This window comes from Algoriphagus aestuariicola (assembly GCF_017254835.1).
GTDB lineage: Bacteria > Bacteroidota > Bacteroidia > Cytophagales > Cyclobacteriaceae > Algoriphagus > Algoriphagus aestuariicola.
The window spans coordinates 895,514-918,866 of record NZ_JAFKCW010000002.1 but is presented as its reverse complement, the minus strand read 5'-3'; the positions used below and the strand labels follow the sequence as shown (position 1 = coordinate 918,866).

The window sequence follows — 23,353 nt, the reverse complement described above, 5'->3', positions numbered from 1 at the left end:
TGAAAAAGCGGCCTGTTACAAAACACCGTTTAAAATATCCTTATCCACCAGATTGGGAAGAGTTACTTTCAGTCCCGGACTTCTTTCCATTTCTCTTTGGATAGCTTCCAAAGATCCCGAATTCCTTGCCCAAGCGCGACGGGCGATTCCGTTATTCACGTCGTAAAATAACATGGACTTCAGTCTTCTTTCAGCTTCATTGCTACCATCGAGCACCAGCCCGAAGCCGCCATTGATTACCTCGCCCCAGCCGACTCCGCCACCATTGTGAATCGAAACCCAAGTTGCTCCCCTGAAGCTGTCGCCAATGACGTTGTGGATTGCCATGTCGGCGGTAAACCGGCTGCCGTCATAGATATTGCTGGTTTCTCGATAGGGTGAATCTGTTCCGCTGACGTCATGATGATCTCGGCCGAGAACAATTGGAGCGGAAATTTCGCCGGTAGAAATTGCGTGGTTAAAAGCTGCTGCGATCTTTGCTCTTCCTTCGGCATCGGCATAGAGAATTCTAGCTTGTGAGCCTACCACCAACTTGTTCTTTTCCGCCTCTCTGATCCAGGTGATGTTGTCCTGCATTTGTTGGGAGATGGATTCCGGAGCGGTTTTCTGGATTTCTTCCAAAACATTCGCAGCGATCCGATCAGATTTTCGGAGGTCTTCCGGATCGCCTGAGGTGCAAACCCATCGGAATGGACCGAAACCGTAGTCAAAACACATAGGGCCCAAAATGTCCTGTACGTAGCTGGGATAGCGAAAATCAATGCCGTTTTCGGCCATGACTTCAGCGCCTGCTCTGGATGCTTCCAGCAGAAATGCATTTCCGTAATCAAAGAAATAAGTGCCTTTTGCCACATGGCGGTTGATTGCGGCGGCATGGCGACAAAGTGATTCTTGCACCTTTTCGCGGAATTCATCTGGGTTTGTCGCCATCAGTTGGTTGGCCACCTCGAATGAAAGTCCAATCGGATAATATCCGCCCGCCCAAGGATTGTGAAGTGAAGTCTGGTCGGAGCCGAGTTCGACGAAAAGATTTTCTTTGTCAAATCGTTCCCATACCTCAACGATGTTTCCCAAGAAGGCGATGGAGACAACTTCCTCGTTGAATTTTGCCTCAAAGACCCGCTCTACCAGTTTGTCAATGTCTTGGATCAGTTCGTCTACCCAACCTTGCTCGTGACGCTTGATGGCTGCGGCAGGATTGACTTCAGCACAAACCGTGATGCATCCAGCGATGTTTCCTGCCTTGGGCTGCGCACCACTCATGCCGCCTAGTCCTGCGGTGAGGAAAATCTTGCCTTTGGAGGAATCGCCTTTTTCCAGCTTTTTGCGAAAAGCATTCATCACCGTGATCGTGGTACCGTGGACGATCCCCTGAGGACCGATGTACATGTAGGAGCCGGCAGTCATCTGACCGTATTGGGTGACTCCCAAGGCATTGAATTTTTCCCAGTCGTCCTGCTTGGAGTAGTTGGGGATCATCATTCCGTTCGTGACGATGACTCGGGGTGCTTCCGGAGAGGAGGGAAAAAGCCCCATGGGATGGCCGGAATACATATGCAACGTCTGCTCCTCCGTCATCTCGGACAGGTATTTCATCGTGAGGAGGTATTGTGCCCAGTTTTGAAAAACCGCACCGTTTCCGCCATAGGTGATCAGCTCCTCGGGATGTTGCGCTACGGCTGGGTCCAAATTGTTTTGGATCATCAACATGATAGCCGCTACCTGTTTGGAGTTGGCCGGGTACTCATCGATTGGCCGAGCAAAAATCTTGTAGCCCGGAATGAACCGATACATGTAGATTCTGCCATATTCTTTCAATTCAGCTAAAAATTCTCCCGCCAACTCTTCATGCCAATCCTTCGGAAAGTAGCGCAGCGCATTGACCAAAGCCAACTTTTTCTCTTCCGAGGAAAGGATGTCTTTTCGCTTTGGGGCGTGGGAGATACCTGGAGTCCGCTCCTTTTTCGCGGGTAAAATGGAAGGAATGCCTTGTCTGATTTGATCTTGGAAGTTCATTGAAAAGAAGGGTTTCGAGGTAATACCTCAGTGCTTTTTGTGTTTTGTGCCTGAAATCCAGTGACGGACATTTGTCATCCGACTTTTTTTCCAGCCTTCCATACCATTGCGGGTTTCAGTTTGCCTTGATGATATAGGATTTCTCGGTAGTCGGCTGCTGGGAAAAGGACTAAGTCTGCAAGCAAACCTTCTTTGATTTTCCCTCGGTCATTAAGTCCCAAAGCTGATGCAGCCCGGAAAGTGATGCCTGCTAGCACTTCTGCGGTGCTTAGTTTTTCGAAGGTTGCGAGGATTGAAGCTTGAGCGATCAGGTCGCCCATGGGGGCTGAACCCGGGTTCCAATCTGAAGCGATGGCCAAAGCGCCACCTTGGTCAAGGATTTTTCTAGCTGGAGTGAAGGCGCATCCCAGTCCAATTGAAGCACCTGGCAGAGCGACGGCGATGGTATTGGATTGGGCTAAAATTGAAATCTCATTTTCGCCAGAAGCTTCCAAATGGTCGGCTGATTTTGCGCCTAGATTAACTGCTACACCAGATCCTCCAGTCGTGAACTGATCGGCATGGACGGTTAGCTCAAATCCCCAGGCTTTTGCTTCTTCGAAAAAGGGAGTGATTTCTTCTGGGGAAAAGGCGCTTTTCTCGACGAAAGCATCGATTCGGGAGGTCAGATTTTCTTCTCTCAAAACTGGGTAAAGTTGGCTTGAAATAAGCTCTAAATATTCCGAATTGCTGCCATCGAAATCGCGCGGTTTCATATGAGCTGCGAGACAGGTTGAAATCAGGTCGGCGCCGGTCGATTCTTGCGCCTTTTTAATGGCGCGAAGCATTTTCAGTTCTTCCTCAACCGAAAGTCCATAGCCGCTTTTGACCTCGATCGTGGTCACGCCCTCGGATAGATGGCGATTGGCATTTTTCACCGTCACAGCGGAGAGTTCGTCCAAATCAAGCTTTCTGGTTTGGGTGACCGTATCCCAAATTCCACCGCCGCTTTGCGCGATTTCGAGGTAGGATTTGCCGGCAATTCGCATGGAAAAATCCTTCGCTCTAGAACCGCCGAAGCAAATATGAGTATGGCAATCGACCAATCCAGGGATGGCTACAAATTCTCCCTCTAGCTCGAACAATTCTGCGTTGGGGAATTCGGCTTTCAATGGACTCCAAGCTCCAGCTTTTAGGACTTTGTCACCTTCGATCAGAATGCCGGCTTGCTCGATGATTTCGAGCTGTTCATCCTTTAGCGCTCCTTTGACCGGAAGATGATCTAGGGTCAGTAGTTGGGTGATCGGACCGATGAGTTTTAGCTTGTTTGTCATAGCCTTGCCAAGTTCAGCTTAATATTCAAATGTTTGGCTCCAAGCAGTTTCGAATGCAAGTCCTTCGGATGCAGCTACAGTTTTTGCCAAGTCAACCAACTCGCCGCTTTTGATCAATTCGATGGCCGTTTCCATGTCCTCGTACATAATACGATCGGAAACTACTGGTTCAATGTCTTTTCTCACTCGCTCATAAATCGCAGTCATGATCTTTCCGGACTTGAGCGGCGCATGGTAATCCATGGCTTGTGCGGCGTAGAAAAGCTCGATTCCGAGGATTTTTTCCACGTTGGCAATTACCCGAAGGGTTTTTCTCGCGCCTATGCTTCCCATGCTGACATGGTCTTCCTGTCCGAGCGAAGTCGGAATCGAGTCTGCAGAAGCGGGGAAGCAAAGCCCTTTGTTTTCGGAGGCCAAAGCAGCAGTGGTGTATTGAGGAATCATCAAACCGGAATTTAGCCCTGTTTCCTTGAGCAGAAGTTTGGGCACCCCTGGGGTGTCACCTTCGATAGAAAGATAGATTCGACGATCGGAGATGCTTCCAATTTCAGATGCGGCCAGGCAGGCATAGTCCAATGGTAATGCGATCGGTTGTCCGTGGAAATTACCCCCTGAAACTGTGTTTTCTGCATCAAAAACCACAGGGTTGTCGGTAACCGAATTGATCTCTGTTTCGATGCTGTCCTTGAGGTGTCGCCAAGCGTTCCAGCTTGCGCCATGAACTTGCGGCATGCATCGAAGCGAATATGGATCTTGAACCCGCGCGCAATGAAGATGGGAATTGACGATTTCTGACTGGTGAAGCAGGTTTAAAATGGTTTGGGCAACATGTTGGTTACCGACAAAGGGTCTCAGCTGATGCAAGGCAGCGGTAAACGGTTTGATCGATCCCATCAAACCTTCGATCATCATCGCTCCGGTGATGCTGGCATGGGTTAGTAGATTGTGCAGTCTGTCGACAATCTTGACGCCATGGGCAGCCATAAATTGGGTTCCGTTGATCAATGCCAGCCCTTCTTTTGGCCCGAGAGTCAACGCATCTTTAGAAAAATGGGCCAAAACCGCTTTAGCGGTCGTGATCTTTCCCTGGAAATGTACTTTTCCCATTCCAATCAGAGGCAAAAACAAATGGGAGAGTGGAGCCAGGTCGCCTGAGGCTCCGACCGATCCCTGCTCTGGTACGACCGGGATTACGTCGTTTTCCAGCATCCAGAGGGTTCTTTCCAGAGTATCCATGCGAATTCCGGAGAAACCTTGTGCCAACGCATGGATTTTCAATACCAACATCAGACGGGAGATTTCCTCCGGAATACAATCGCCAAGACCTACAGCATGGCTTTTTAGCAGGTTTTCCTGCAAGGTCGCCGTGTCCTCTGCAGAAATTCTCGTGGTGCAAAGTGGGCCAAATCCGGTATTGATTCCGTAAACCGCTGCTTCGCCTTGCGCAATTTGGGCGACCGCCTCGGCAGATTTGCTGACTTTTTCAATAGTCTCCGGGCTCAATGTGCCTTTGATTTCTTTTCTGGCGAGTTTGAGTGCGAGGGAAGCGGTGAGGTGATCCTGTCCGTAGTTGAATGTTTTCATGGATGTTACGGAATAAACCTGTCAGGGCTTAAAACCTGACAGGTCTGATGTGGGGTTTATATTCTTTCCAAAATTAGCGCTTAATTATGATGCTTTTTGATACTATTTTTGTCAGCATACAATAACCGAAAGTTATCAATGGAGCTAAGACATCTCTTCTATTTCCAGGCAGTGGCAGAGGAGTTGAATTACCGAAAAGCAGCCGAGCGTCTTTTTATCTCTCAGCCGGGATTAAGTAGACAAATCAAGCAGCTGGAGGAGATGCTCGGCGTTCGATTGTTCGAGCGGGATAAAAAACATGTGGAATTGACGATTCCGGGAGCGTTTTTGAAAGGTGAAGTCGACTTTGTGATCAATCACTTGGAGGCAGCCAAGAATCAGCTCAAGCTGATCGAGTCGGGAAAAGTGGGGGAGCTGCGGATCGGTTTCCTAGGTTCCGCATCCAACAGGATATTGCCGGACTTATTGGCAAGGCTGAACTCGGAACAGCCGGGGATCGCCACGAGTCTGGAAGAGCTGAGCAATTCGGTTCAGGTGGAAATGGTCCAAAAGGACAAGCTGGATTTGGGTTTTGTCCGGCTGGCGTCCGTGCCGGAAGATTTGGAAATGAGGCCGGTTTTCAGGGATACCTTTTCTCTGGTTGTGCCTGCTGTTCATGCGATCGACGAAGCAAGCTTCAAGTCAGTGTCGCAATTTAGAGAGGAATCGTTCATTCTTTTTTCCAGCGACTACTCCAATTACTACTATGAACAAATCATGGGGATTTGTCGAGATGCAGGCTTTTCACCCAAAGTCAGACACAAATCTGTCCACGCGCTGACGATTTTTAGATTGGTGGAAAATGGACTCGGAGTTGCCATTGTACCGAGTTCACTGAAAGTCGGCTATGATCTGAACGTCCGGTTTATGGAGATTCAGGGGATTTCACAGTTTACTGAGCTTTCGGTAATCTGGAAGCTGGGGAATAGAAATCCGGCTTTAAAATGGGCTCTGCCCTTGGTGTAGAAAACAAAAAAAGGCGGCCATTGGCCGCCTAAATATCTTCAAAAAGACTGGTGATTACTTACCGAAAGAAGCTTTAAGCTCTTCAATGTCTACGTTTTTGATCACCGGCTTAGCGCTCAACTGCTTGATTTTGATCACACGAGCAGTTTGGCTCTGTCTTTTTCTTTTTAGTTTTCTCTTAAGTGTAGTAACGGCCATGGCTGTATATGTTTAAATTTTTGGATTCAAAACGAAGCGCAAAAGTAAGGAAACAATTTTTCTTTGCCTACAAATCCTGAGATTTTATTCCAGACTTATAAGAGGTTTCGGACAGGCTTTTAGTGATTTTTGAATAAATTTGGGGCTCATTTACCAAAAATCACCCATGCAAAAGCCGAGTTTGCCCAAAGGCACCCGAGATTTTGGCCCTGTGCAGATGGCCCGAAGGACGTTCATTCTGGATACTATCAAGGAAACTTTTCAGCTCTTTGGCTACCAGCAGATCGAGACTCCCGCCATGGAAAACCTCAGCACGCTGACCGGCAAGTACGGGGATGAGGGAGATCAGCTGTTGTTTAAGATCCTCAATAGTGGGGATTTCATCAAAGACGTGAAAGCTGAGGATTTGGAAAAAGGTGCTTCAGCGATATTAAATAAGGTCTCTGAAAAAGGTCTTCGCTATGACTTGACGGTTCCTTTTGCCCGATACGTGGTGATGAACCGTAATGAGCTGACTTTCCCGTTCAAGCGCTATCAAATCCAGCCTGTCTGGAGAGCAGATCGACCTCAAAAAGGACGATATAGAGAATTTTACCAATGTGATGCTGACGTGGTCGGAACGGACAGTCTGGTGTGTGAGGCGGAAATTATCCTCATGATCCGACGAGTCTTTGAAAAGCTTAGCCTAAAGGACTACAGCATCAAGCTCAATAACCGGAAAATCCTTACAGGAATAGCTGAAGCGATAGGGGAGGCTGGAAAGGAAGGCCCGCTCTGTGTCGCTATCGATAAGCTAGACAAGATAGGATGGGAGAAGGTGAAGGAAGAACTTGCCCAAAGAGGCTTTGGTGATACATCGATTTCCAATCTGGCGCCTTTGGTTGCTTTGGAAAGCGACCTAGTTGGAAAGCTGGAATTTCTGAAAGGCTTCCTGAAAAGTTCCGAGATTGGACTTAAAGGAGTGGAGGAGCTGGAGCAGGTCTTCGCCATCCTCAGGCAGATGGGAGTGGATCTTGATCATGTGGATTTTGATATCATGCTTGCACGCGGATTGTCCTATTATACCGGAGCGATCTTCGAAGTGAAGGTTCACAATGTGTCGATTGGATCAGTCAGCGGTGGAGGTCGATATGATAACCTCACGGGGGTTTTTGGTTTACCAGGAGTCTCAGGAGTCGGTTTTTCCTTTGGCGTGGACAGGTTGTACGATGTACTGGACGAGTTGGGGCTGTTTCCTGCAGAAAGCCACAGCAGCACGCGTCTGCTTTTGACTTATTTCGATCAGGAGGGCTTTACCTATGCGCTTGGTCTTCTAAACCAAATTCGCAACGCGGGAATCAAAACCGAAATTTATCCGAATGCCGTTAAGATTCAGAAGCAATTTGATTTCGCCAACAAGAAAGGGATTCCTTTTGTCGGAGTATGTGGCGATGACGAGATAAAAACTTCAACTATTTCCCTGAAGAATATGGCTTCAGGAGAGCAGGCAAAGATGGATGTGTCAGCTGCAATTCAATCAGTTGGCTATTCAATGTGAAGGATAGAGCTGATTGGAAGGTAGATGCCGCCTTTTAGGGAAATAAAACTGTTTCCTACCGCCCAAACCGTCGTGTCCACGGTGTAGATTTGCTCGTCCGCGGCCTCAAATGTAATCTTCACCTTAGTTTGGAGCAGATTGCCGAGGGTTTGGGATCGAAAAAGACTGTATAGTCTTTCGTTTCTTGCCGTAAGGTCGGAAATGACTTCCTTCTTAGAAAAGGACAGCAGGGGGATTTGCTCTTTTGGGATTAATACAGTGGTATTCATGTGGTTGTGGAGTTTGGATACTAGTGTTTACTGGATATGCTGGATAAAAGTTTACCTGAAATTTGGAAGAATTTCGGTCGAGGTATGCCGACCTACCTTGAGGTAGATTTCTGCCAAGTAAATTGAAATTGAAAAGGAGCGGGAGTCTCCAAAGGATTAATTTAGAGCTTAAACAACGTAAGAAATATGTTTGATATCATGGGAATGATGGGCAAGGTGAAAGAGGCCCAAGGGAAGATCAAAGAGGCACAGTCCCGTCTGGTTCTGTTGACCGCAGAGGGAGAATCCGGAGCTGGTATGGTCAAAGTATTCGTCAATGGAGATCGGAAGGTACTGAAGATTGAGATGGATGAGTCCCTACTTACCCCGAAGGATAAGGAAATGCTCAGCGATCTGATCGTGGCCGCTACCAACAAGGCGATGGAGGCCATTGAAGTGAAGATCAAGGAGGAAATGAAAAAGGCGACAGAAGGAATGCTGCCAAATATTCCCGGGATGGATCTGGGAAGCATGTTCGGATGAAATCGAGTATGGTTCAGGTGAACAGATGCGGAAAACTCTCCGCGCAAGCGGGGTTCCAGGTGGCTAGTGCTACTCAAACCTAAACGGATGAAAAAAGCGGCCATCGTCATCTTGAACTATAACGGCAGGCAGGTATTGCCTGTCTTCTTGCCCTCTGTTCTCCAGCATAGCATCTTTGACTGCTGGGTAGTCGATAATGCCAGCCCAGACGGTTCGCTGGATTTTTTGAAAGCTGGGTTTTCCCAGGTTCAGCTGATTGCTCTCGAGTCCAATTTTGGCTACGCGGGAGGATATAACTGGGGCTTGGAAAGGCTGAAGGGGGAATATGAGTTTTTTATCCTACTCAACTCCGATGTGGAAGTCACCGCGGACTGGGATAGGAATTTAATAGATTGGTTGGACCGACACCCCGATTACGCGGCTCTACAGCCCAAAATTCTCTCTTGGCAGGATCGCAGGTATTTCGACTATGCAGGTGCAGGGGGTGGATACTTGGACGACTTGGCCTATCCCTATTGTCGAGGGAGAATTTGGGAAAATATCGAACAGGATCATGGGCAATACGATGATGCCGTAGAGGTGGATTGGGCATCGGGAGCCTGCTTCGTAGTCCGGGCAAAGGATTTTTTTGAGCAAGAGGGCTTCGATGCACATTTTTTCGCACACATGGAAGAGATTGACCTCTGCTGGAGATTCAGGAGATCTGGACGGAAGGTGGGGTGTCTTGGCAGGGTGACGGTTTTTCACCAAGGTGGGGCGACTTTGGATCGCTCTAGTCCCAACAAGCTTTATTTGAATATTCGAAACAATCTCAGCATGGTTTACAAGAATGTATCCGGCTGGAGAGTTTTTGGAATAATTGTGGCTAAGTCAATCCTCGAAATGACTGCTGCGCTGGGATATTTACTGAAAGGAAGAAAAGACTTTGCCTCAGCCATCTGGAGAGGGTATCGAGACTTCTATAGGAAAAAGGGTTTGCTTGCCAAGCCAACAAAAAAGCCGGAAATGGAAAAGTCCAGTTCCGGCCCGATACGTTTTATATTTTGGAATTATCTGATTTTGCGAAAGCGGGTGTTTTCTGATCTTTAGTCAAAGAGAACCGGATTGTTCATCTTGCGAAAATACTTGCGGATCTTCATCATCATCGCCATGCTTACATAGAGGATGATTGGTGATCCCAGGGTCACAAAAGAGGAGTATATGAAGAAAAGGCGTATGCTGTCTATGGGAAAGTGAAGTTTTTCTCCCAATCGAGAGCAAACCCCAAAGGCCCTCTCTTCAAAGAACAGTTTCAGTTTTTCCATGGTGTGGTAGTATTTTCGATCTAAAATTAGCAGAAAATGGGTTTGAAATCTATAAATCATTTTAATAACCGAATGTTTAACATCCTGGTCATCTTATTTTTACTTTCAAGCGAACCCTTGTTTTCAAAATCAAGAATAGTGCCTGAAAACAAATTTTTGAAGGATGTGCAGCTGACGCCTTCCAAATTGAAACTTGAAGGAGACTCAATCCGCTTCACTGTCATGGGGACCATACCCATTGAATCAGTCCTCACTCCGAAGAACCCCAAAGTTTCTCTAAGCTACCATGCGGAAGGCAATGAATTGTCATTGGGGGAGCTGGAACTGAAAAGGGAGGTCGCTAGCTACAAATATGAAGGCCGATTCTCGCTGAAGTTTGAACCTTGGATGACGGGCGCGACGCTCGAGGTTTTTTTCTACCAGGGAAAAAAAGAAGACCTGAAACCATTTGAAAAGCAAGTCCTCGCAAAAGGCGTCATAGCGCCTCAGCTGATGGTCAAATTGGGCGAAGTCTATCCGGATGAGCCGATACCAGTCGTCGGGCTTTTCATTACTTCCGGAGCATTGGACAAGGAGCTGATAAGGAATGAGGAATTTTCTTTTCTGTTTGATCTCGGCTCCTCGGCATACAAGTCTAGTGATGCCAATTTGGCGACGCTTAAAAGGCTTGATGCATTTTTGGAGGCAAATCCAGATGTGCAGGATTTCAAGATCACTGGCCTCCAATCTCCGGAAATCGGCGAGGGGAGAGATGCTTCCTTGGGAATGAAACGGGCGGAGTCGGTCAGTAAGATGCTCGGAGCCCGAGTAAGCCGACTATCTGAATCGCAGTTTAAGATGGATTCACGAAGGAATGACTGGTTTGATCTTCGTTTGTTGCTCCGGGACTATAAGGGAATTTCCACCAATCGCAAAGATGAACTCTATGCTGTACTCATGAACCAGGAGAGCTATCTGGAGCAAAACGAGAGATTGAAAAAGATTCCGGGGTTTTCGCAGGTGGCACAGGATCTATATCCCAGACTCCGGGCTGCCAGGGTCGAAATCACGTCCAAGCCACGGGCAGGACTGGACATGCAGCAGTCGATCAAATTGAAAGAGGCGCTTACGAAGAATGACGGCACCAATGCACTTTCTTTTGCTGAATGGGCCCTTGCAGCAGAATCTACTCAGAGTATTGAGGAAAAAGCGGCGATCTATTCCAAAATGACGGAGTTTTTTAGATCTCCCCTACCTTATAATAATATGGCGGTGGTGCGTATGCGCCAGGCTCAGAGGACTCTCGATCAAGGATCCAAAGAAATCCTTTGGGAGGAAGCCTTGAGACTGCTGGCCCAAGCCTACCGGATAGAGCCAACTCCCCATACGCTTCATAACCAAGGCCAGATTTTGGCGCTGATGGGAGACTACTGGGAGGCGTACAAAAAACTGTCCGATGCATCAACCATGTCGCTTAATCCGAATTTTTTGCAGCATAATGAGGCACTCAGGGGAGCTTTGGATATTTTGAGAGGGGATTATAAGCTTGCGACTCTTAGGTTTGACTACCGATTCACCGACCCGAAGGATTTTTTCAACAAAGGAATAGCCTACTATATGTTGGGGGACTTCCCGAATGCCAATATGGCTTTTGAGGAATCGGTGATCCAAGGTCGGAGTTTTGGGTACGGATACTACGGGCTAGCGATGATTGCGGCAGCAGGAGGGCAGCAGGAAGTAGCCCTTATTCAGTTGAAAAAAGCGATTGAAAGTAATCGCCAATTAGCAAGCCGAGCCTACACGGATCCACTATTCTACGAGATCCGGGAATCTTCAGAGTTTGCCGCGGCACTGACGGAGAAATAGAATGTCTATTGTAATCATTTGAGATAATAGGACTTTTACACAAATGAAAATTTTATAAAGATTGAAGGATAAAATTGAAATTTTGGCGAATAATATCGTCTACTTCTGAAAAAGTGAAAATGGGAGTCCTTTTCGGAATTTTATTTTTGAGTTGAGGTTTGAAAATTGTTTTAGAATATTTAACATTGACGATTAACAATTAACATTTAAACCCTAAACTCAAGCCTATGATCTATTTTACACTAGAATAGTTCCCTTCCCCCCCCAATCAGCATCACCCGATGCACTCAAACCTTCTGGTTTTATAAGCCGGTCAATCGACCAAGGTGTAATCGCAATAGCGTCTTGAAATTCAAGCAGAAGTCTATTGCAATTATTTTGAGAATAATCGCAAACGATTGCATGATCAATTAACTAATAAGTTTTTGAGATTAATCTTGTTACCCAATCTATCTATGTTTATGAAAAATGTTTACAAAATTCTAAGTGTGTGCCTTACGCTCTTAGTCCTATCCGCCGGTGCTGCCTTTGCGCAAAAAACCGTGACGGGTACGGTTCTAGATGAGTTCGGGGTAGGCCTTCCGGGGGTCTCGGTCCTTGTGAAAGGCACTACAACCGGAACCGCTACAGATATTGACGGGAAGTATTCCCTCAGTGTCGCCAATGACCAGGCTACCCTGGTATTTTCTTTTATTGGCTACGCTGCCATCGAGCAGGTAGTCGGAAGCCGCAGCGTCATCGATGTTAGTATGGCACCCGATGAAAGAACGCTGACAGAACTGGTTGTGACCGGTTACTCCATTGACTCAAGGAGAGAAACAACCGGTGCGATTGCCACCGTGGATCCTAGAGATTTGACGGTAATCCCTACTGGTAACGTCGAGCAAACCCTGCAAGGTCGTGTGTCCGGTGTAACCGTAATTACCAACGGTCAGCCTGGTACTTCTTCCATCATCCGTGTTCGCGGTTTCGGTGCCTTTGGGGGTAACGAACCGCTCTATATCGTAGACGGTTTGCCAACCGGCTCTACTGACTTCCTAAATCCGGATGACATCGAGTCGACAACAGTATTGAAAGACGCTGCTGCTGCTTCCATCTATGGTGCACGTGCTGCAAACGGTGTAATCGTTTATACCACCAAGCGCGGTGCAAGAAACAAGAAGCTTAGAGTCGACTACAATGGTATGTATGGTGTGACCGATCCAGGAAAAGGCTTGGATATGATGAATCCCCAAGACTTTGCCACTTATACTTGGCTTGCTGAGACCAATACTGCAAGAATTAACGGTGTTCCTGCAAAATACGAGCATCCGCAATTCGGCACAGGAACATCACCGGTGATGCCTTATTACCTCAGCATGATTTCACAAGATGCAGAAGGGAATTTGACGGTTGTTTCCGGCCAGCCGGGACCGCTTTCAGCTGCCGAGATTGCGCAGCAGCAGGAGTGGTACAACATCGATCCTACCAAAGGAACCGTTCGTCAATTGACAAGAGCTGCGACTGGAGAAGGTACCGATTGGTACAATGAGCTTACTGCCCCAGCTCCGCTTCACAGACACTCTCTCGGTTTCAATGGTGGTTCAGAGACCAGCAGATTCTATGTCGGATTCGGCCTTCAAGAGCAGGAAGGAATTATGTCCAATAACAAATTCAGTAGATATTCCCTGCGGGCAAATTCTGAGTTTGACGTAACCAAAAGAATCAGAATCGGCCAAAACTTCCAGGGCACATACCTCCAAAGATTAGGTCAAACGGGTGGCGAAGGCGGTCGTGGCGTTTCGAGAGACGAAAACGACATCCTCCAGGCCTTCCGTATGCCTTCTATTATCCCTGTCTATGACGAGTTTGGAGGATATGCAGGTACTGCTTCCAGAGGCTTCAACAACCCAAGAAACCCGATAGCGAACAGGGACGGGATTGCTGATAATAGAAACTTTAATGCTGCCGCGTTTGGGAACATCTATGGGGAGTGGGATATCATCGATGATCTGACTTTTAGAACCTCCATAGGTGGCCAGTACAACAACTACTATTACTGGAACTACACCCGCTTGCAGTATGAGAACTCTGAAAACAACTCTGCATTCGGCTATGGCGAAGGCTCAGGCTTCTCGTTTGGTTGGACTTTCACCAACACCTTGGCGTGGAAGAAGAAAATCGACCTGCATGCCTTTGATGTACTATTGGGCCAAGAGGCTCTCAATACAGGATCAGGGAGAAATATTGATGCTGTCGGACAGAATCCTTTCTCCCAAGATCCGGACTTCATCACCATCTCCAACCTCCCAGTAGGTACCAGACAGGTAAACTCTTCCCAGTTTAAGGGAGTAAACTTCGCATCCTACTTTGGACAAGTGAAGTATACCTACAACGACAAGTACATCGTCAGCGCGGTGGTGAGACGTGACGGTTCTTCCCGTTTCGGTGAGAATTCAAGATACGGGGTGTTCCCAGCGTTCTCTGCAGCCTGGAGAATTTCTTCTGAATCATTCCTACAGGGAGCCACTTGGATCGACGACATGAAGATCCGCGGGGGCTGGGGTCAGATGGGTAACTCCAACAACGTTGATCCTAATAATCAGTATTCATTGTTTGCAGGTAACGTAGGAGCTTCCTCCTATGATATCACGGGCAGCAACTCCGGTGCCGTGATCGGTTTTAGAAGATCCCGTATAGGTAACCCCAATGCCCAGTGGGAAACCGCCGTTACCCAAAACATCGGTATGGACGGAACGTTCTTCAACGGCCGCTTGGATGTGATCTTCGACTGGTGGAAAAAGGATACCAAAGACTTGTTGTTCCAGGTTCCAATTCCATTGACTGCGGGTAGCCCTCAAAACGTTTCCGCTCCAGCAGTAAACGTGGGTGAAATGCTGAACAGAGGTCTTGATTTCTTGGTGTCCACTAGAGGTAATCTATCGACAGATCTAACTTATGAACTTGCTGTTAACGGCAGTTTTTTGAAAAATGAAATTGTCGCTCTGTCGGGAGATTTGGAATTTATTACTTCACCAAACGCCAATCCAAGCTTTAGGGGTATTGAGCCAATCAGAAATGCGGTTGGACAGCCGCTTTCTTCATTCTTTGGCTACAATGTTATTGGCTTGTTCAGGGACGAGGAGGATGTGAACTCCCATGCAGCTCAACCAGGAAAAGCTCCTGGTCGCTTCAAGTTTGAAGATGTAAACGGTGACGGTTCCATCACCCCTGAAGACCGGGTATTTATGGGAAGTCCTGTCGCTGATTTTACCGGAGGTTTGAACTTCACCTTAGGTTACAAAGGCTTTGACCTTTCTGCATACCTCTACACTTCGATTGGAAACGAGATCTTCAACCAGTCGAAATGGTTTACCGACTTCTTCCAGACATTTGAAGGAGCAGCGATTTCCGAGCGCTTGAAAGATTCCTGGACTCCTGAAAATCTTGATGCAGAAATTCCTATTGTGGAAAGAACAGCAAACTTCTCTACCTCAGATGTTTCGAACTCTTTTTATGTAGAAGATGGGTCTTACCTGAGATTGCAGAACTTGACGCTGGGTTATTCCGCCCCAGCTTCTTTGCTGCAAAAGTGGAAGATGGAAAGAGCGAGAGTGTTTGCTTCTGTAAACAATTTGTTTACAATTACTGGATACGAAGGGCTGGATCCCCAAGTTGGTGGCAATGCTGACTTGACCTTTGGTATTGACGTAGGTAACTATCCTGTTACCCGTGGTTGGACCTTCGGTTTGAACCTTAGCTTCTAAGCAGTACAAGAAAATTTGAATCGTTTATAGACACTATAATAGATTAGACAAATGAAGAACTATAAATTAAAAATAGGCGCTTTGCTCGTTTCCGGAGCCATGATGGTTGCGGTGAGTTGTAGCGACGAGTTTCTGGAGATCCCTCCGGTTGGACAGTTGTCAGAAAGTCAGTTGAGTACACTGGCCGGTCTTGATGCATCATTGATAGCGGTTTACTCCCAAGTCAACGGTCGTGCAAACAGACTGGGATCTCCCTCCAACTGGGTTTGGGGAAGTATCCGAGGTGGTGAAGCCAACAAGGGAACTGACCCTGGTGACTTTAGTACGATCAATCCAATCCAACGCTATGAAAACAACGCCGCAGGGGGAGAAATGGGCTCGAAGTACAACGTTTGCTACGAAGGCATCGCCCGAGCCAATAGTGTGCTGAGACTGCTCCAAAATCCTGCACCGGATGTCACTCCGGCGGATATTACACGTCTTTCTTCCCAAGCGAGATTTCTCCGGGCACATTTCTATTTCGAACTGGCAAGAGACTACAATCAGACTCCTTACGTGGATGAAACCGTAGACTATGGAAGTGGCCTTGAAGATGTCAAAAATGACAAGCCGTTGTGGCCGTTCATTGTTGCGGATTTGGAATATGCCGTAGCAAACCTTCCAGCGACCCAGGCTCAAGTAGGCCGGGTTAACCAATGGGCTGCAAAGGCGTATTTGGCAAAAGTGTACATGTACACCAAAGAATTCAGCAAAGCCAAAACGCTCTTCGACGATGTCATCGCCAATGGCGTCACTTCGAATGGGAAGAAGTATGACCTCGTGCCTTATTATGACGATGCATTCCGTGCGGCAAACGACAACCATGAGGAGTCGGTTTGGGCATATCAAGCTGCAGCCAACACAGGTTCTGTGAACAATGCAAACCCAGAGTTTGACCTCAACTTCCCTTACAATACGGGGCCTTCTGGTCCGGGTAACTGCTGCGGATTCTTCCAGCCAAGCTTCACCTTTGTGAATGCTTTCAGAACATCCAATGGCTTGCCGTTGCTGGATAAATCTTACAACAGCCCTGCCAATGAAGTTAAGAGTGATATGGGTGTAGCTTCTGGCGCGGCATTCACCCCTGATGCTGGTCCGTTGGATCCTCGTTTGGATCACACCGTAGGCAGAAGGGGACTTCCTTACTTGGATTGGCAAGATCACCCAGGCAATGCTTGGATCCGTAACCAACCCAACGGCGGGCCTTATTCCCCTAAAAAGTATGTCTATGAGAAGTCAGAGCAGGGTTCCTATCAGGACAACTCTTCTTGGACTCCAGGCTATACCGGTATCAATTTCATGATTATCCGTTTTGCCGATGTGCTTTTGTTGGCCGCTGAAGCGGAAATCGAAGTGGGCTCCCTGGAAAAAGCAAGGGAATATGTCAATCGTGTCAGAACCCGTGCGATGAACTCCAAGCTAATGAGAAGTGACGGTACCATGGCGGCTAACTATGTGATCAATACCTATTCTGCGCCTTGGACTGACAAAGCTGCTGCGCAGACAGCGGTACGTCACGAGAGGCTGTTGGAATTGGGTATGGAAGGCCATAGATTCTATGACTTGCAGCGTTGGGGTACAGCTCAAGCCGAGCTGGATTTCTATTTGGCTTATGATGCAGTAAAGTTGCCTGCTGCATTGGGAGGCGGTGCAAAATACACTGAGACATACAAATGGGTTCCGATTCCACAAGATCAGATTGACTTGGTGGGAGCTGATATTCTGACTCAGAACCCAGGGTTCTAAAAATCCCAGTATGCTTGAAATTAAGAGGAGGCGTTCGCCTCCTCTTTTTTTGTTTTTTACTGCCGATCGTTTTTTTCTACAGACGGGAAAATGCTAATTTGAACCGCCCTATCTATCCCCAAAATTACCCATGAAGTATTTTGTTACCCTGATAATCCTTTCTATTGCTTTTGTTTTCACCGCCTGCAAGAAAGATTCTTCACTATTCAGTCTGAAATCACCGGACGAAACAGGAGTTCATTTCAACAACGAAATCATAGAGTCCGACTCCTTTAATATTCTGACTGATGAATATATTTTCAACGGAGGAGGAGTAGCAGTAGCAGACTTTGACCAGAATGGTCTCCCGGATTTGTTTTTTACCGGTAATCAAGTCGCAAACCGACTATTCATCAATGAGGGAAATTTTAAATTCCGAGACATCTCGGAGAGCTCAGGGGTATCTGCGGCCAATAGATGGTGTACGGGAAGTGTAATCGTCGATATCAACCTCGATGGATGGCCGGATATCTATGTAGCGACGGCAATGAAAAAAGGCTCTGGAGAGCGAAACAACCTGCTTTTTGTCAATCAGGGTAAAGATGCTTCCGGCAATGTTTCTTTTGTGGAAATGGCTGAGAAGTACGGCATAGCCGATTCGGGCAATAGCATGGGGTCAGCTTTCTTGGACTGTGACCTCGATGGAGACTTGGATTTGTATGTGCTCAACAATGAGCAATTGTCCGCAAAGCCGACCAATTTCCGTCCCAAAGTAACCGACGGTTCGGCAATCAACAATGACAGCTTCTACCGAAACAACGGGGACGGCACCTTCACTGATGTGACCCTTGAGGCTGGGATCGTCTTCGAAGGCTTCGGACTGGGACTGGTGGTGTCGGACATGAACAATGACGGCTGGCCTGATATCCATGTCAGCAATGACTATATCACCAATGACATTCTTTATATCAACAATCAAGATGGAACTTTTACAAATAAGACCAAGGAAAATCTAAGGCATCAGAGCCAGTTTTCGATGGGGGCAGACATAGCCGATTTCAACAACGATGGACTTCCCGACTTGGTCACGATCGACATGTTGGGTGAGGACAACTACCGAAAGAAAACGACAATCGGTAAGAATGTCTATCAGACCTACCTCAACAACGAGCAATTTGGCTACGAATATCAATACGTTCGCAACATGCTTCATGTGAATAATGGTCCAGGAATTCCCTTTTCCGAAATCGGACTGATGGCGGGCATTTATCAGACGGACTGGAGCTGGGCACCGCTTTTTGGGGATGTGGACAATGATGGGTTGAGGGATTTACTGATCACCAATGGTTTTCCGAGGGACATCACGGACAAAGACTTCGCTAATTATCGCGCAGACGTGGGCAACATCGCCTCCACAAGGCAACTCTTGGACTCCATTCCAATCGTCAAAATCCCAAACTACTCTTACCGAAACATCGGCAATCTTGGATTCGAGGACAGCGGCGAGGCTTGGGGTCTGAATGTTCCTTCCTTTTCCAATGGATCGGCCTTGGTGGACTTGGATTTGGACGGAGACTTGGACTATGTAGTCAACAATATCAATGACCCAGCTTTTGTTTTCGAAAACATGCTGAATGAAAAGGAAGGTGGCTCAAATTATCTGAGAGTTAAGCTCAAGGGGCCCAAAGGGAATCCCCAGGGACTGGGCGCGAAGGTGCTCGTAAAAACTGCTCCCGAGAATTTCCTTTATCAAGAGATGCAGATTGCGAGAGGATATATGTCATCTATAGAGGAGGTTCTTCATTTTGGTTTGGATTCTTTGAACTCAGCGCCCGAGTTACTGGTGATATGGCCGGATGGCAAGCGTTCCACTTTCGAAAATGTCAAGTCAAATCAGGTGGTTCAGGTGGATTATGCTTCATCCGATGTTGCCAAGGATTCGGTTGCAATTTTGGATCTGGGGAGTTTTGGAAGGATGTTTTCGGAAATCTCCGAAGAGCTGGGCATTTCCTACCAGCATCAGGAAGATGATAAGATCGATTATAATATTCAGCGTACACTGCCGCATAAGCTGAGCCAGTTTGGGCCGGCGCTTGCAGTGGGAGACTTGGACGGGAATGGCACTGAGGACCTGGTGATCGGATCGTCTTCTGGATTTGCCCCGGTTTGGTATTCACAGCGGGGAGATGGAAGTTTCCTTGAAAAGGAATTGCTGCCTGGACAAAACACGGTTTTCGAAGAGACGGGGATTCTTGTGTTGGATGTGGAAAATGACGGTGATCTTGATCTTTATCTCGTCAGCGGTAGCGCCGAATTTTTGCCTGATGCTGCGGAGTACACGGATAGAATATATCTGAATGATGGCAATGGAAATTTCACTTTGGATCAGAATTTCTCCTCAGTCAAAGCAAATGGGAGCGTTGTACGTGGTGCGGACTTCGATGGTGATGGATACATCGACCTTTTCGTAGGAGGAAGGAGCCCAATCGGGAAATTTCCGATCGCCGAGAAAAGCTTTCTGCTAAAAAATGAAAACGGGCAAATGACCGATGTGACGGACAGAATCGCTCCTGGGCTGAGGGAAGTCGGTATGGTTACCGATGCTATTTGGTCGGACGTCAACGGTGATGGAAAGGTGGATTTGACTGTTGTGGGAGAGCTCATGCCGATTACCATATTCATCAACCGGGGAGATGTGTTTGAAAAACTCGCCGACTCTGGGCTGGAAAACTACCAGGGTTGGTGGAATTCCATTGCAAGCGCGGATTTTGACCAAGATGGGGACTCTGACTTTGTTGTTGGGAATCTCGGAGGCAATAACTCCCATCACCCCAATGCCGAGCGGCCGCTAAAAATCTATGCCAAGGACTTTGACAACAACGGAAGTGTGGACCCGGTGACTTTTGCGTTCTATAAGGATAAACAAGGAGGCGCTTTCAATTCCTTCCCTAGCCATTTCTGGGATGATCTGAACGGTCAAAGCCCGATGTTCAGAAGGAAATTTGAGCGCTATAAATACTATGCCCTGAGTACGGAGCAGTCTTTTTTTACCGAAGAGGAGAAGAAAGATGTACAAATCCTGACGGGTAACTATGACCGTACAGTTTGGGTAGAAAACCTGGGCAATGGGAAATTCAAAGTACACGAGTTGCCAGTGATGGCGCAAATGGCCCCGACTAACGGTATTGTCACGGATGATGTCAATGGAGACGGTTTTATGGACATTCTGCTCGTGGGAAATGACTACGGAAATGAGATCTTCATCGGTAGGCTTGATGCTTCTGTTGGACTTTTGCTCCTGGGAGATGGAAAGGGGACATTCAAAGCTGTACGACCCATGGAAAGTGGCTTTGTGGTGCCCGGTGATGCAAAGGCTTTGGTGAAGCTGAGCGCTGTCCAAGGCTCTCCCCTCTATTTGGCTTCCCAAAACAGGGGCAAGCTACTTGCCTTCAAGGCCGGAGGTCAAGAAGGAAAAACATTGGCTTTTGGGCAGGATGTCATGGCGGTGATCTTAGAGCTGGAAAGCGGAAAGATGCAGCGCTACGACCTTGGCTTGGGATCTGGCTTTGCATCGCAGTCTTCCAGGGAAATCACTTTTCCAAAAGGTGCCAAATCAGCAGTCATGATCAATTATAAGGGGGAATTGATTCCCGCAGATGTTTTTACCAGAAACTGATCAGCGATAGAGCTGGCCTGCCCTGGCTTCACATATATCCTGGATGAGCTCTGCGACCTTGTCAGTGACATCCTCAAAATAACGCCTCCCTTTTTCAGGGGAGGCTTTTTTTGGATTGCCTATCCCTGTGTCCTCGGTGACCTCAGACCATTTACGTTCAGCCCATGCCCATTTTTCCCGGATTCCGCGGATCACGGATTTTTTCTCCACGCCATCTCCGGCTTCGTCCAGCGATAAGACCAGCTCGGGATGGAGGTGCTGAATCAGGCAGGTTTCCATTTCGTCGGCATGGTCGCCCGCTTCTTCGAAGTATTTGCTTTTGTCTAGGGATTGAAACCAATTGCAGGTAAAAAGCATCATCTCTGGAAATTTTAGCCCCAGCTCGCGGAGCATGGGTTGAAAGTTGTTGCCTCCGTGGCTGTTGAGGATAAGGAGTTTTTTGAGGCGTTGTCGGTTCAAAACTTCGATGATATCCTTGAGAATAATCAGCTGTGTGCTGGGATTAAGGTTGATGTCGAGATAAATATCGCTTTGGCCTGTGTTGACACCAAAGGGGACACAAGGCAAGACTACGACTTTCGCGCCCTTTTCCCAAGCCTTTTTCGCTCCCTCAGCAGCAATCCCATCCGCCTCGTAAATATCTGTCCCATAAGGCATATGGTAGTTGTGCGCTTCGGTGGCACCCCAGGGAAGAATAGCCAGATCATATCGAAAGGTTTTGAGGTCTTTCCAGTTTACTTCTTTCAGGATATAGGGTCTCATGTAATTGTTCTTTGGATTTAGGAAGAAGAAGGGGATTTTTAGGGCCAAATTCATAATTTGAAACCCATTTCTAAAATACAGTTCATGTCCCAAAGAAGAAAGTTTATCAAGAAATCCCTGCTCGGGTCTGCCGTTTTTTTGCCCGGTGTGGCCTCAGCCTTTAACGTTCCTGCTACCGGTAAGCAAGCCATCGGTGAAAAGCCGATCATTCTGTCTACATGGAACCATGGCCTTCCCGCCAATGCGGATGCTTGGGCAAAGCTGGAGGACACGGGAAGTATTTTGGACGCTGTAGAAGCAGGTGTAAAGAACACCGAACTTGATTTGACCAATCTTTCAGTTGGTCTACAGGGTTTGCCTGACCGCGAGGGAATCGCCACGCTGGATGCATCGATCATGACTGGGGACGGGTCCTGTGGGTCGGTCGCTTTCGTTCGTCAGATCAAGCATCCAATTTCTTTGGCCAGGGCGGTGATGGAGAAAACACCCCATGTGATGATTGTGGGCGAAGGAGCCAGACAGTTTGCGATCGCCCAAGGCTTTCCTTTGGAAGAGGAAAAACTCAGCCCAAATGCCCAAAAGGCCTATGACAAATGGAAAGTGAACAGCCAGTACAAGCCTATCATCAACATAGAAAACCACGATACCATTGGCATGATCGGGTTGGACGCCAATGGCAAATTGGCAGGCAGCTGCACCACCAGTGGACTTGCTTACAAGATGCATGGAAGAGTAGGCGATAGCCCGATCATCGGGGCAGGATTATATGTGGATGACGAGGTCGGAGCCGCCACTGCCACCGGACTCGGAGAGTCTATTATCCGAATTTGCGGAAGCTTTTTGATCGTGGAGCTTATGCGCCAAGGTCGCACTCCACAGGAGGCCTGCGAGGAAGCCGTGCGCCGATTGATCTCAAAAAACAAGGATATCAAAGATATACAAGCGGGATTTCTGGCAATCAACAAGGAGGGAGAGACCGGCGCTTATGCCGTTCATCCGGGATTCAATTTTGCGAAAGCCACCAACTCGGGAAACGTGTTGATCGACTCTGGTTCTCATTTCAAGAAGCAATGACAAAAGTCTTACTTGAAGCCCCGGTTTTTGGCCTACAGGGAGCGCTCGAAGCGGCGCAGTTTGGAATAGACCGATTGGAACTATGCGCAAACTTCCCAGAGGGAGGCGAAACTCCTAGTGCGGGAATGCTGCGCTTTTTGAAAAGTGAAGTAGATATTCCGGTATTTGTGATGATCCGACCCCGTGGAGGGGACTTTGTCTATTCGCAGAAGGAACTCATCGTGATGAAGCAAGACATCCAATTGCTGAAGGAGTTAGGCGCGGACGGTTTTGTTTTTGGGATCTTGGACCAAAAGGGAAAGGTCGATGAAACGGCCTGCAAGATGATGCTGAGGGCAGTGGGGGATAAGCCTTGCACGTTTCACAGAGCCTTCGATGCTTCGTCAGATCTGGATGATTCACTGGAAAAGATCGTGGATTTGGGGTTTCAGCGGATCCTGACTTCGGGAGGAAAAAACTCCCTAAGCGAAGGTTTGCCGATGATTCAGCGTCTGCTCGAAAAAGCCGGCGGTCGCATTATCATCATGCCTGGAGGCGGAACTAAAGCTGAGCACATCCCAATCCTGAAGAAAAGTGGTTATTTGAAGGAAGTTCATGCATCCTGCAAACTTGCCAAGCCCTCGCCTAATGAGTTTGTCAACTCTGGACTTTCATTTTCTTCCATGCCCTTGGATTATACGATGCATTTTGGTGTAGATCCGAATCAGGTGAGGGAGTTCAAAGAAGTGTTGTAAGGAA

17 protein-coding genes are annotated in these 23,353 nt (G+C 47.6%); 10 read left to right on the top strand and 7 right to left on the bottom strand.

The genetic code is table 11. The features are described 5' to 3' along the window. Positions 1-15: 15 nt before the first annotated feature. The 3 genes from hutU to hutH all read right to left on the bottom strand — a co-directional run bounded on the left by hutU (position 16) and on the right by hutH (position 4,913). A complete protein-coding gene (hutU, locus tag J0A67_RS11115) occupies positions 16-2,016 on the bottom strand; it encodes a urocanate hydratase (RefSeq protein ID WP_206569403.1) in 2,001 nt (666 codons plus the stop codon). 74 nt (positions 2,017-2,090) lie between these two features. After that, positions 2,091-3,329, bottom strand: a complete 1,239-nt coding sequence (gene hutI / locus J0A67_RS11110) for an imidazolonepropionase (protein WP_206569402.1) — start codon at positions 3,327-3,329, stop codon at positions 2,091-2,093. A gap of 18 nt (positions 3,330-3,347) precedes the next feature. After that, the gene (gene hutH, locus J0A67_RS11105; RefSeq protein WP_206569401.1) at positions 3,348-4,913 is read right to left on the bottom strand and encodes a histidine ammonia-lyase; all 1,566 of its coding nucleotides are present in this window, start codon (positions 4,911-4,913) and stop codon (positions 3,348-3,350) included. Between the two features lie 138 nt (positions 4,914-5,051). Between hutH and J0A67_RS11100 the strand changes: the two genes are divergently transcribed. After that, a complete protein-coding gene (locus tag J0A67_RS11100) occupies positions 5,052-5,918 on the top strand; it encodes a LysR family transcriptional regulator (RefSeq protein WP_206569400.1) in 867 nt (288 codons plus the stop codon). A 54-nt stretch (positions 5,919-5,972) separates the two neighbouring features. Here J0A67_RS11100 and J0A67_RS11095 read toward each other — a convergent pair whose 3' ends face one another. Further along, a complete protein-coding gene (locus J0A67_RS11095; protein WP_206569399.1) occupies positions 5,973-6,116 on the bottom strand; it encodes a hypothetical protein in 144 nt (47 codons plus the stop codon). 166 nt (positions 6,117-6,282) lie between these two features. On the opposite strand from J0A67_RS11095, the gene hisS reads away from it, so the two are divergent. Next, a complete protein-coding gene (gene hisS / locus J0A67_RS11090) occupies positions 6,283-7,653 on the top strand; it encodes a histidine--tRNA ligase (RefSeq protein ID WP_206569398.1) in 1,371 nt (456 codons plus the stop codon). Here hisS and J0A67_RS11085 read toward each other — a convergent pair. Then, on the bottom strand, positions 7,641-7,922 hold the full coding sequence (locus J0A67_RS11085; RefSeq protein WP_206569397.1) for a hypothetical protein: 282 nt from the start codon (positions 7,920-7,922) through the stop codon (positions 7,641-7,643). The two genes, hisS and J0A67_RS11085, sit on opposite strands and share 13 nt — an antisense overlap. A 186-nt stretch (positions 7,923-8,108) precedes the next feature. On the opposite strand from J0A67_RS11085, the gene J0A67_RS11080 reads away from it, so the two are divergent. Both J0A67_RS11080 and J0A67_RS11075 read left to right on the top strand, forming a co-directional pair. After that, positions 8,109-8,444 (top strand): YbaB/EbfC family nucleoid-associated protein, encoded by a 336-nt coding sequence (locus tag J0A67_RS11080; RefSeq protein ID WP_206569396.1) that lies wholly within the window; start codon positions 8,109-8,111, stop codon positions 8,442-8,444. A gap of 87 nt (positions 8,445-8,531) precedes the next feature. Then, positions 8,532-9,533, top strand: a complete 1,002-nt coding sequence (locus tag J0A67_RS11075; protein ID WP_206569395.1) for a glycosyltransferase family 2 protein — start codon at positions 8,532-8,534, stop codon at positions 9,531-9,533. On the opposite strand, the gene J0A67_RS11070 is transcribed toward J0A67_RS11075, so the two are convergent. After that, positions 9,530-9,748: a PspC family transcriptional regulator gene (locus tag J0A67_RS11070; RefSeq protein ID WP_077347269.1), complete on the bottom strand. Its 219-nt coding sequence runs from the start codon at positions 9,746-9,748 to the stop codon at positions 9,530-9,532. The genes J0A67_RS11075 and J0A67_RS11070 overlap by 4 nt on opposite strands. Positions 9,749-9,886: 138 nt before the next feature. On the opposite strand from J0A67_RS11070, the gene J0A67_RS11065 reads away from it, so the two are divergent. The 4 genes from J0A67_RS11065 to J0A67_RS11050 all read left to right on the top strand — a co-directional run bounded on the left by J0A67_RS11065 (position 9,887) and on the right by J0A67_RS11050 (position 20,779). After that, on the top strand, positions 9,887-11,593 hold the full coding sequence (locus J0A67_RS11065; RefSeq protein ID WP_206569394.1) for a tetratricopeptide repeat protein: 1,707 nt from the start codon (positions 9,887-9,889) through the stop codon (positions 11,591-11,593). A 455-nt stretch (positions 11,594-12,048) separates the two neighbouring features. Then, positions 12,049-15,339, top strand: a complete 3,291-nt coding sequence (locus J0A67_RS11060) for a SusC/RagA family TonB-linked outer membrane protein (protein ID WP_206569393.1) — start codon at positions 12,049-12,051, stop codon at positions 15,337-15,339. A gap of 51 nt (positions 15,340-15,390) precedes the next feature. Next, on the top strand, positions 15,391-17,124 hold the full coding sequence (locus J0A67_RS11055; protein ID WP_206569392.1) for a RagB/SusD family nutrient uptake outer membrane protein: 1,734 nt from the start codon (positions 15,391-15,393) through the stop codon (positions 17,122-17,124). 130 nt (positions 17,125-17,254) lie between these two features. Further along, on the top strand, positions 17,255-20,779 hold the full coding sequence (locus J0A67_RS11050) for a VCBS repeat-containing protein (protein ID WP_206569391.1): 3,525 nt from the start codon (positions 17,255-17,257) through the stop codon (positions 20,777-20,779). On the opposite strand, the gene J0A67_RS11045 is transcribed toward J0A67_RS11050, so the two are convergent. After that, positions 20,780-21,541, bottom strand: a complete 762-nt coding sequence (locus J0A67_RS11045; RefSeq protein ID WP_206569390.1) for a creatininase family protein — start codon at positions 21,539-21,541, stop codon at positions 20,780-20,782. Between the two features lie 84 nt (positions 21,542-21,625). On the opposite strand from J0A67_RS11045, the gene J0A67_RS11040 reads away from it, so the two are divergent. After that, positions 21,626-22,615: an isoaspartyl peptidase/L-asparaginase family protein gene (locus J0A67_RS11040; protein WP_206569389.1), complete on the top strand. Its 990-nt coding sequence runs from the start codon at positions 21,626-21,628 to the stop codon at positions 22,613-22,615. Further along, positions 22,612-23,349 carry a copper homeostasis protein CutC gene (locus J0A67_RS11035; protein WP_206569388.1) on the top strand — a complete coding sequence of 246 codons (738 nt, stop codon included), beginning with the start codon at positions 22,612-22,614 and terminating at the stop codon, positions 23,347-23,349. The genes J0A67_RS11040 and J0A67_RS11035 overlap by 4 nt, the downstream gene beginning before the upstream one ends. Positions 23,350-23,353 lie beyond the last annotated feature (4 nt).

Coding starts and splice junctions, on each gene's coding strand:
- hutU (WP_206569403.1), bottom strand. CDS start 2,016: ATGAACTTCCAAGATCAAATCAGACAAGGCATTCCTTCCATTTTACCC.
- hutI (WP_206569402.1), bottom strand. CDS start 3,329: ATGACAAACAAGCTAAAACTCATCGGTCCGATCACCCAACTACTGACC.
- hutH (WP_206569401.1), bottom strand. CDS start 4,913: ATGAAAACATTCAACTACGGACAGGATCACCTCACCGCTTCCCTCGCA.
- J0A67_RS11100 (WP_206569400.1), top strand. CDS start 5,052: ATGGAGCTAAGACATCTCTTCTATTTCCAGGCAGTGGCAGAGGAGTTG.
- J0A67_RS11095 (WP_206569399.1), bottom strand. CDS start 6,116: ATGGCCGTTACTACACTTAAGAGAAAACTAAAAAGAAAAAGACAGAGC.
- hisS (WP_206569398.1), top strand. CDS start 6,283: ATGCAAAAGCCGAGTTTGCCCAAAGGCACCCGAGATTTTGGCCCTGTG.
- J0A67_RS11085 (WP_206569397.1), bottom strand. CDS start 7,922: ATGAATACCACTGTATTAATCCCAAAAGAGCAAATCCCCCTGCTGTCC.
- J0A67_RS11080 (WP_206569396.1), top strand. CDS start 8,109: ATGTTTGATATCATGGGAATGATGGGCAAGGTGAAAGAGGCCCAAGGG.
- J0A67_RS11075 (WP_206569395.1), top strand. CDS start 8,532: ATGAAAAAAGCGGCCATCGTCATCTTGAACTATAACGGCAGGCAGGTA.
- J0A67_RS11070 (WP_077347269.1), bottom strand. CDS start 9,748: ATGGAAAAACTGAAACTGTTCTTTGAAGAGAGGGCCTTTGGGGTTTGC.
- J0A67_RS11060 (WP_206569393.1), top strand. CDS start 12,049: ATGTTTATGAAAAATGTTTACAAAATTCTAAGTGTGTGCCTTACGCTC.
- J0A67_RS11055 (WP_206569392.1), top strand. CDS start 15,391: ATGAAGAACTATAAATTAAAAATAGGCGCTTTGCTCGTTTCCGGAGCC.
- J0A67_RS11050 (WP_206569391.1), top strand. CDS start 17,255: ATGAAGTATTTTGTTACCCTGATAATCCTTTCTATTGCTTTTGTTTTC.
- J0A67_RS11045 (WP_206569390.1), bottom strand. CDS start 21,541: ATGAGACCCTATATCCTGAAAGAAGTAAACTGGAAAGACCTCAAAACC.
- J0A67_RS11040 (WP_206569389.1), top strand. CDS start 21,626: ATGTCCCAAAGAAGAAAGTTTATCAAGAAATCCCTGCTCGGGTCTGCC.
- J0A67_RS11035 (WP_206569388.1), top strand. CDS start 22,612: ATGACAAAAGTCTTACTTGAAGCCCCGGTTTTTGGCCTACAGGGAGCG.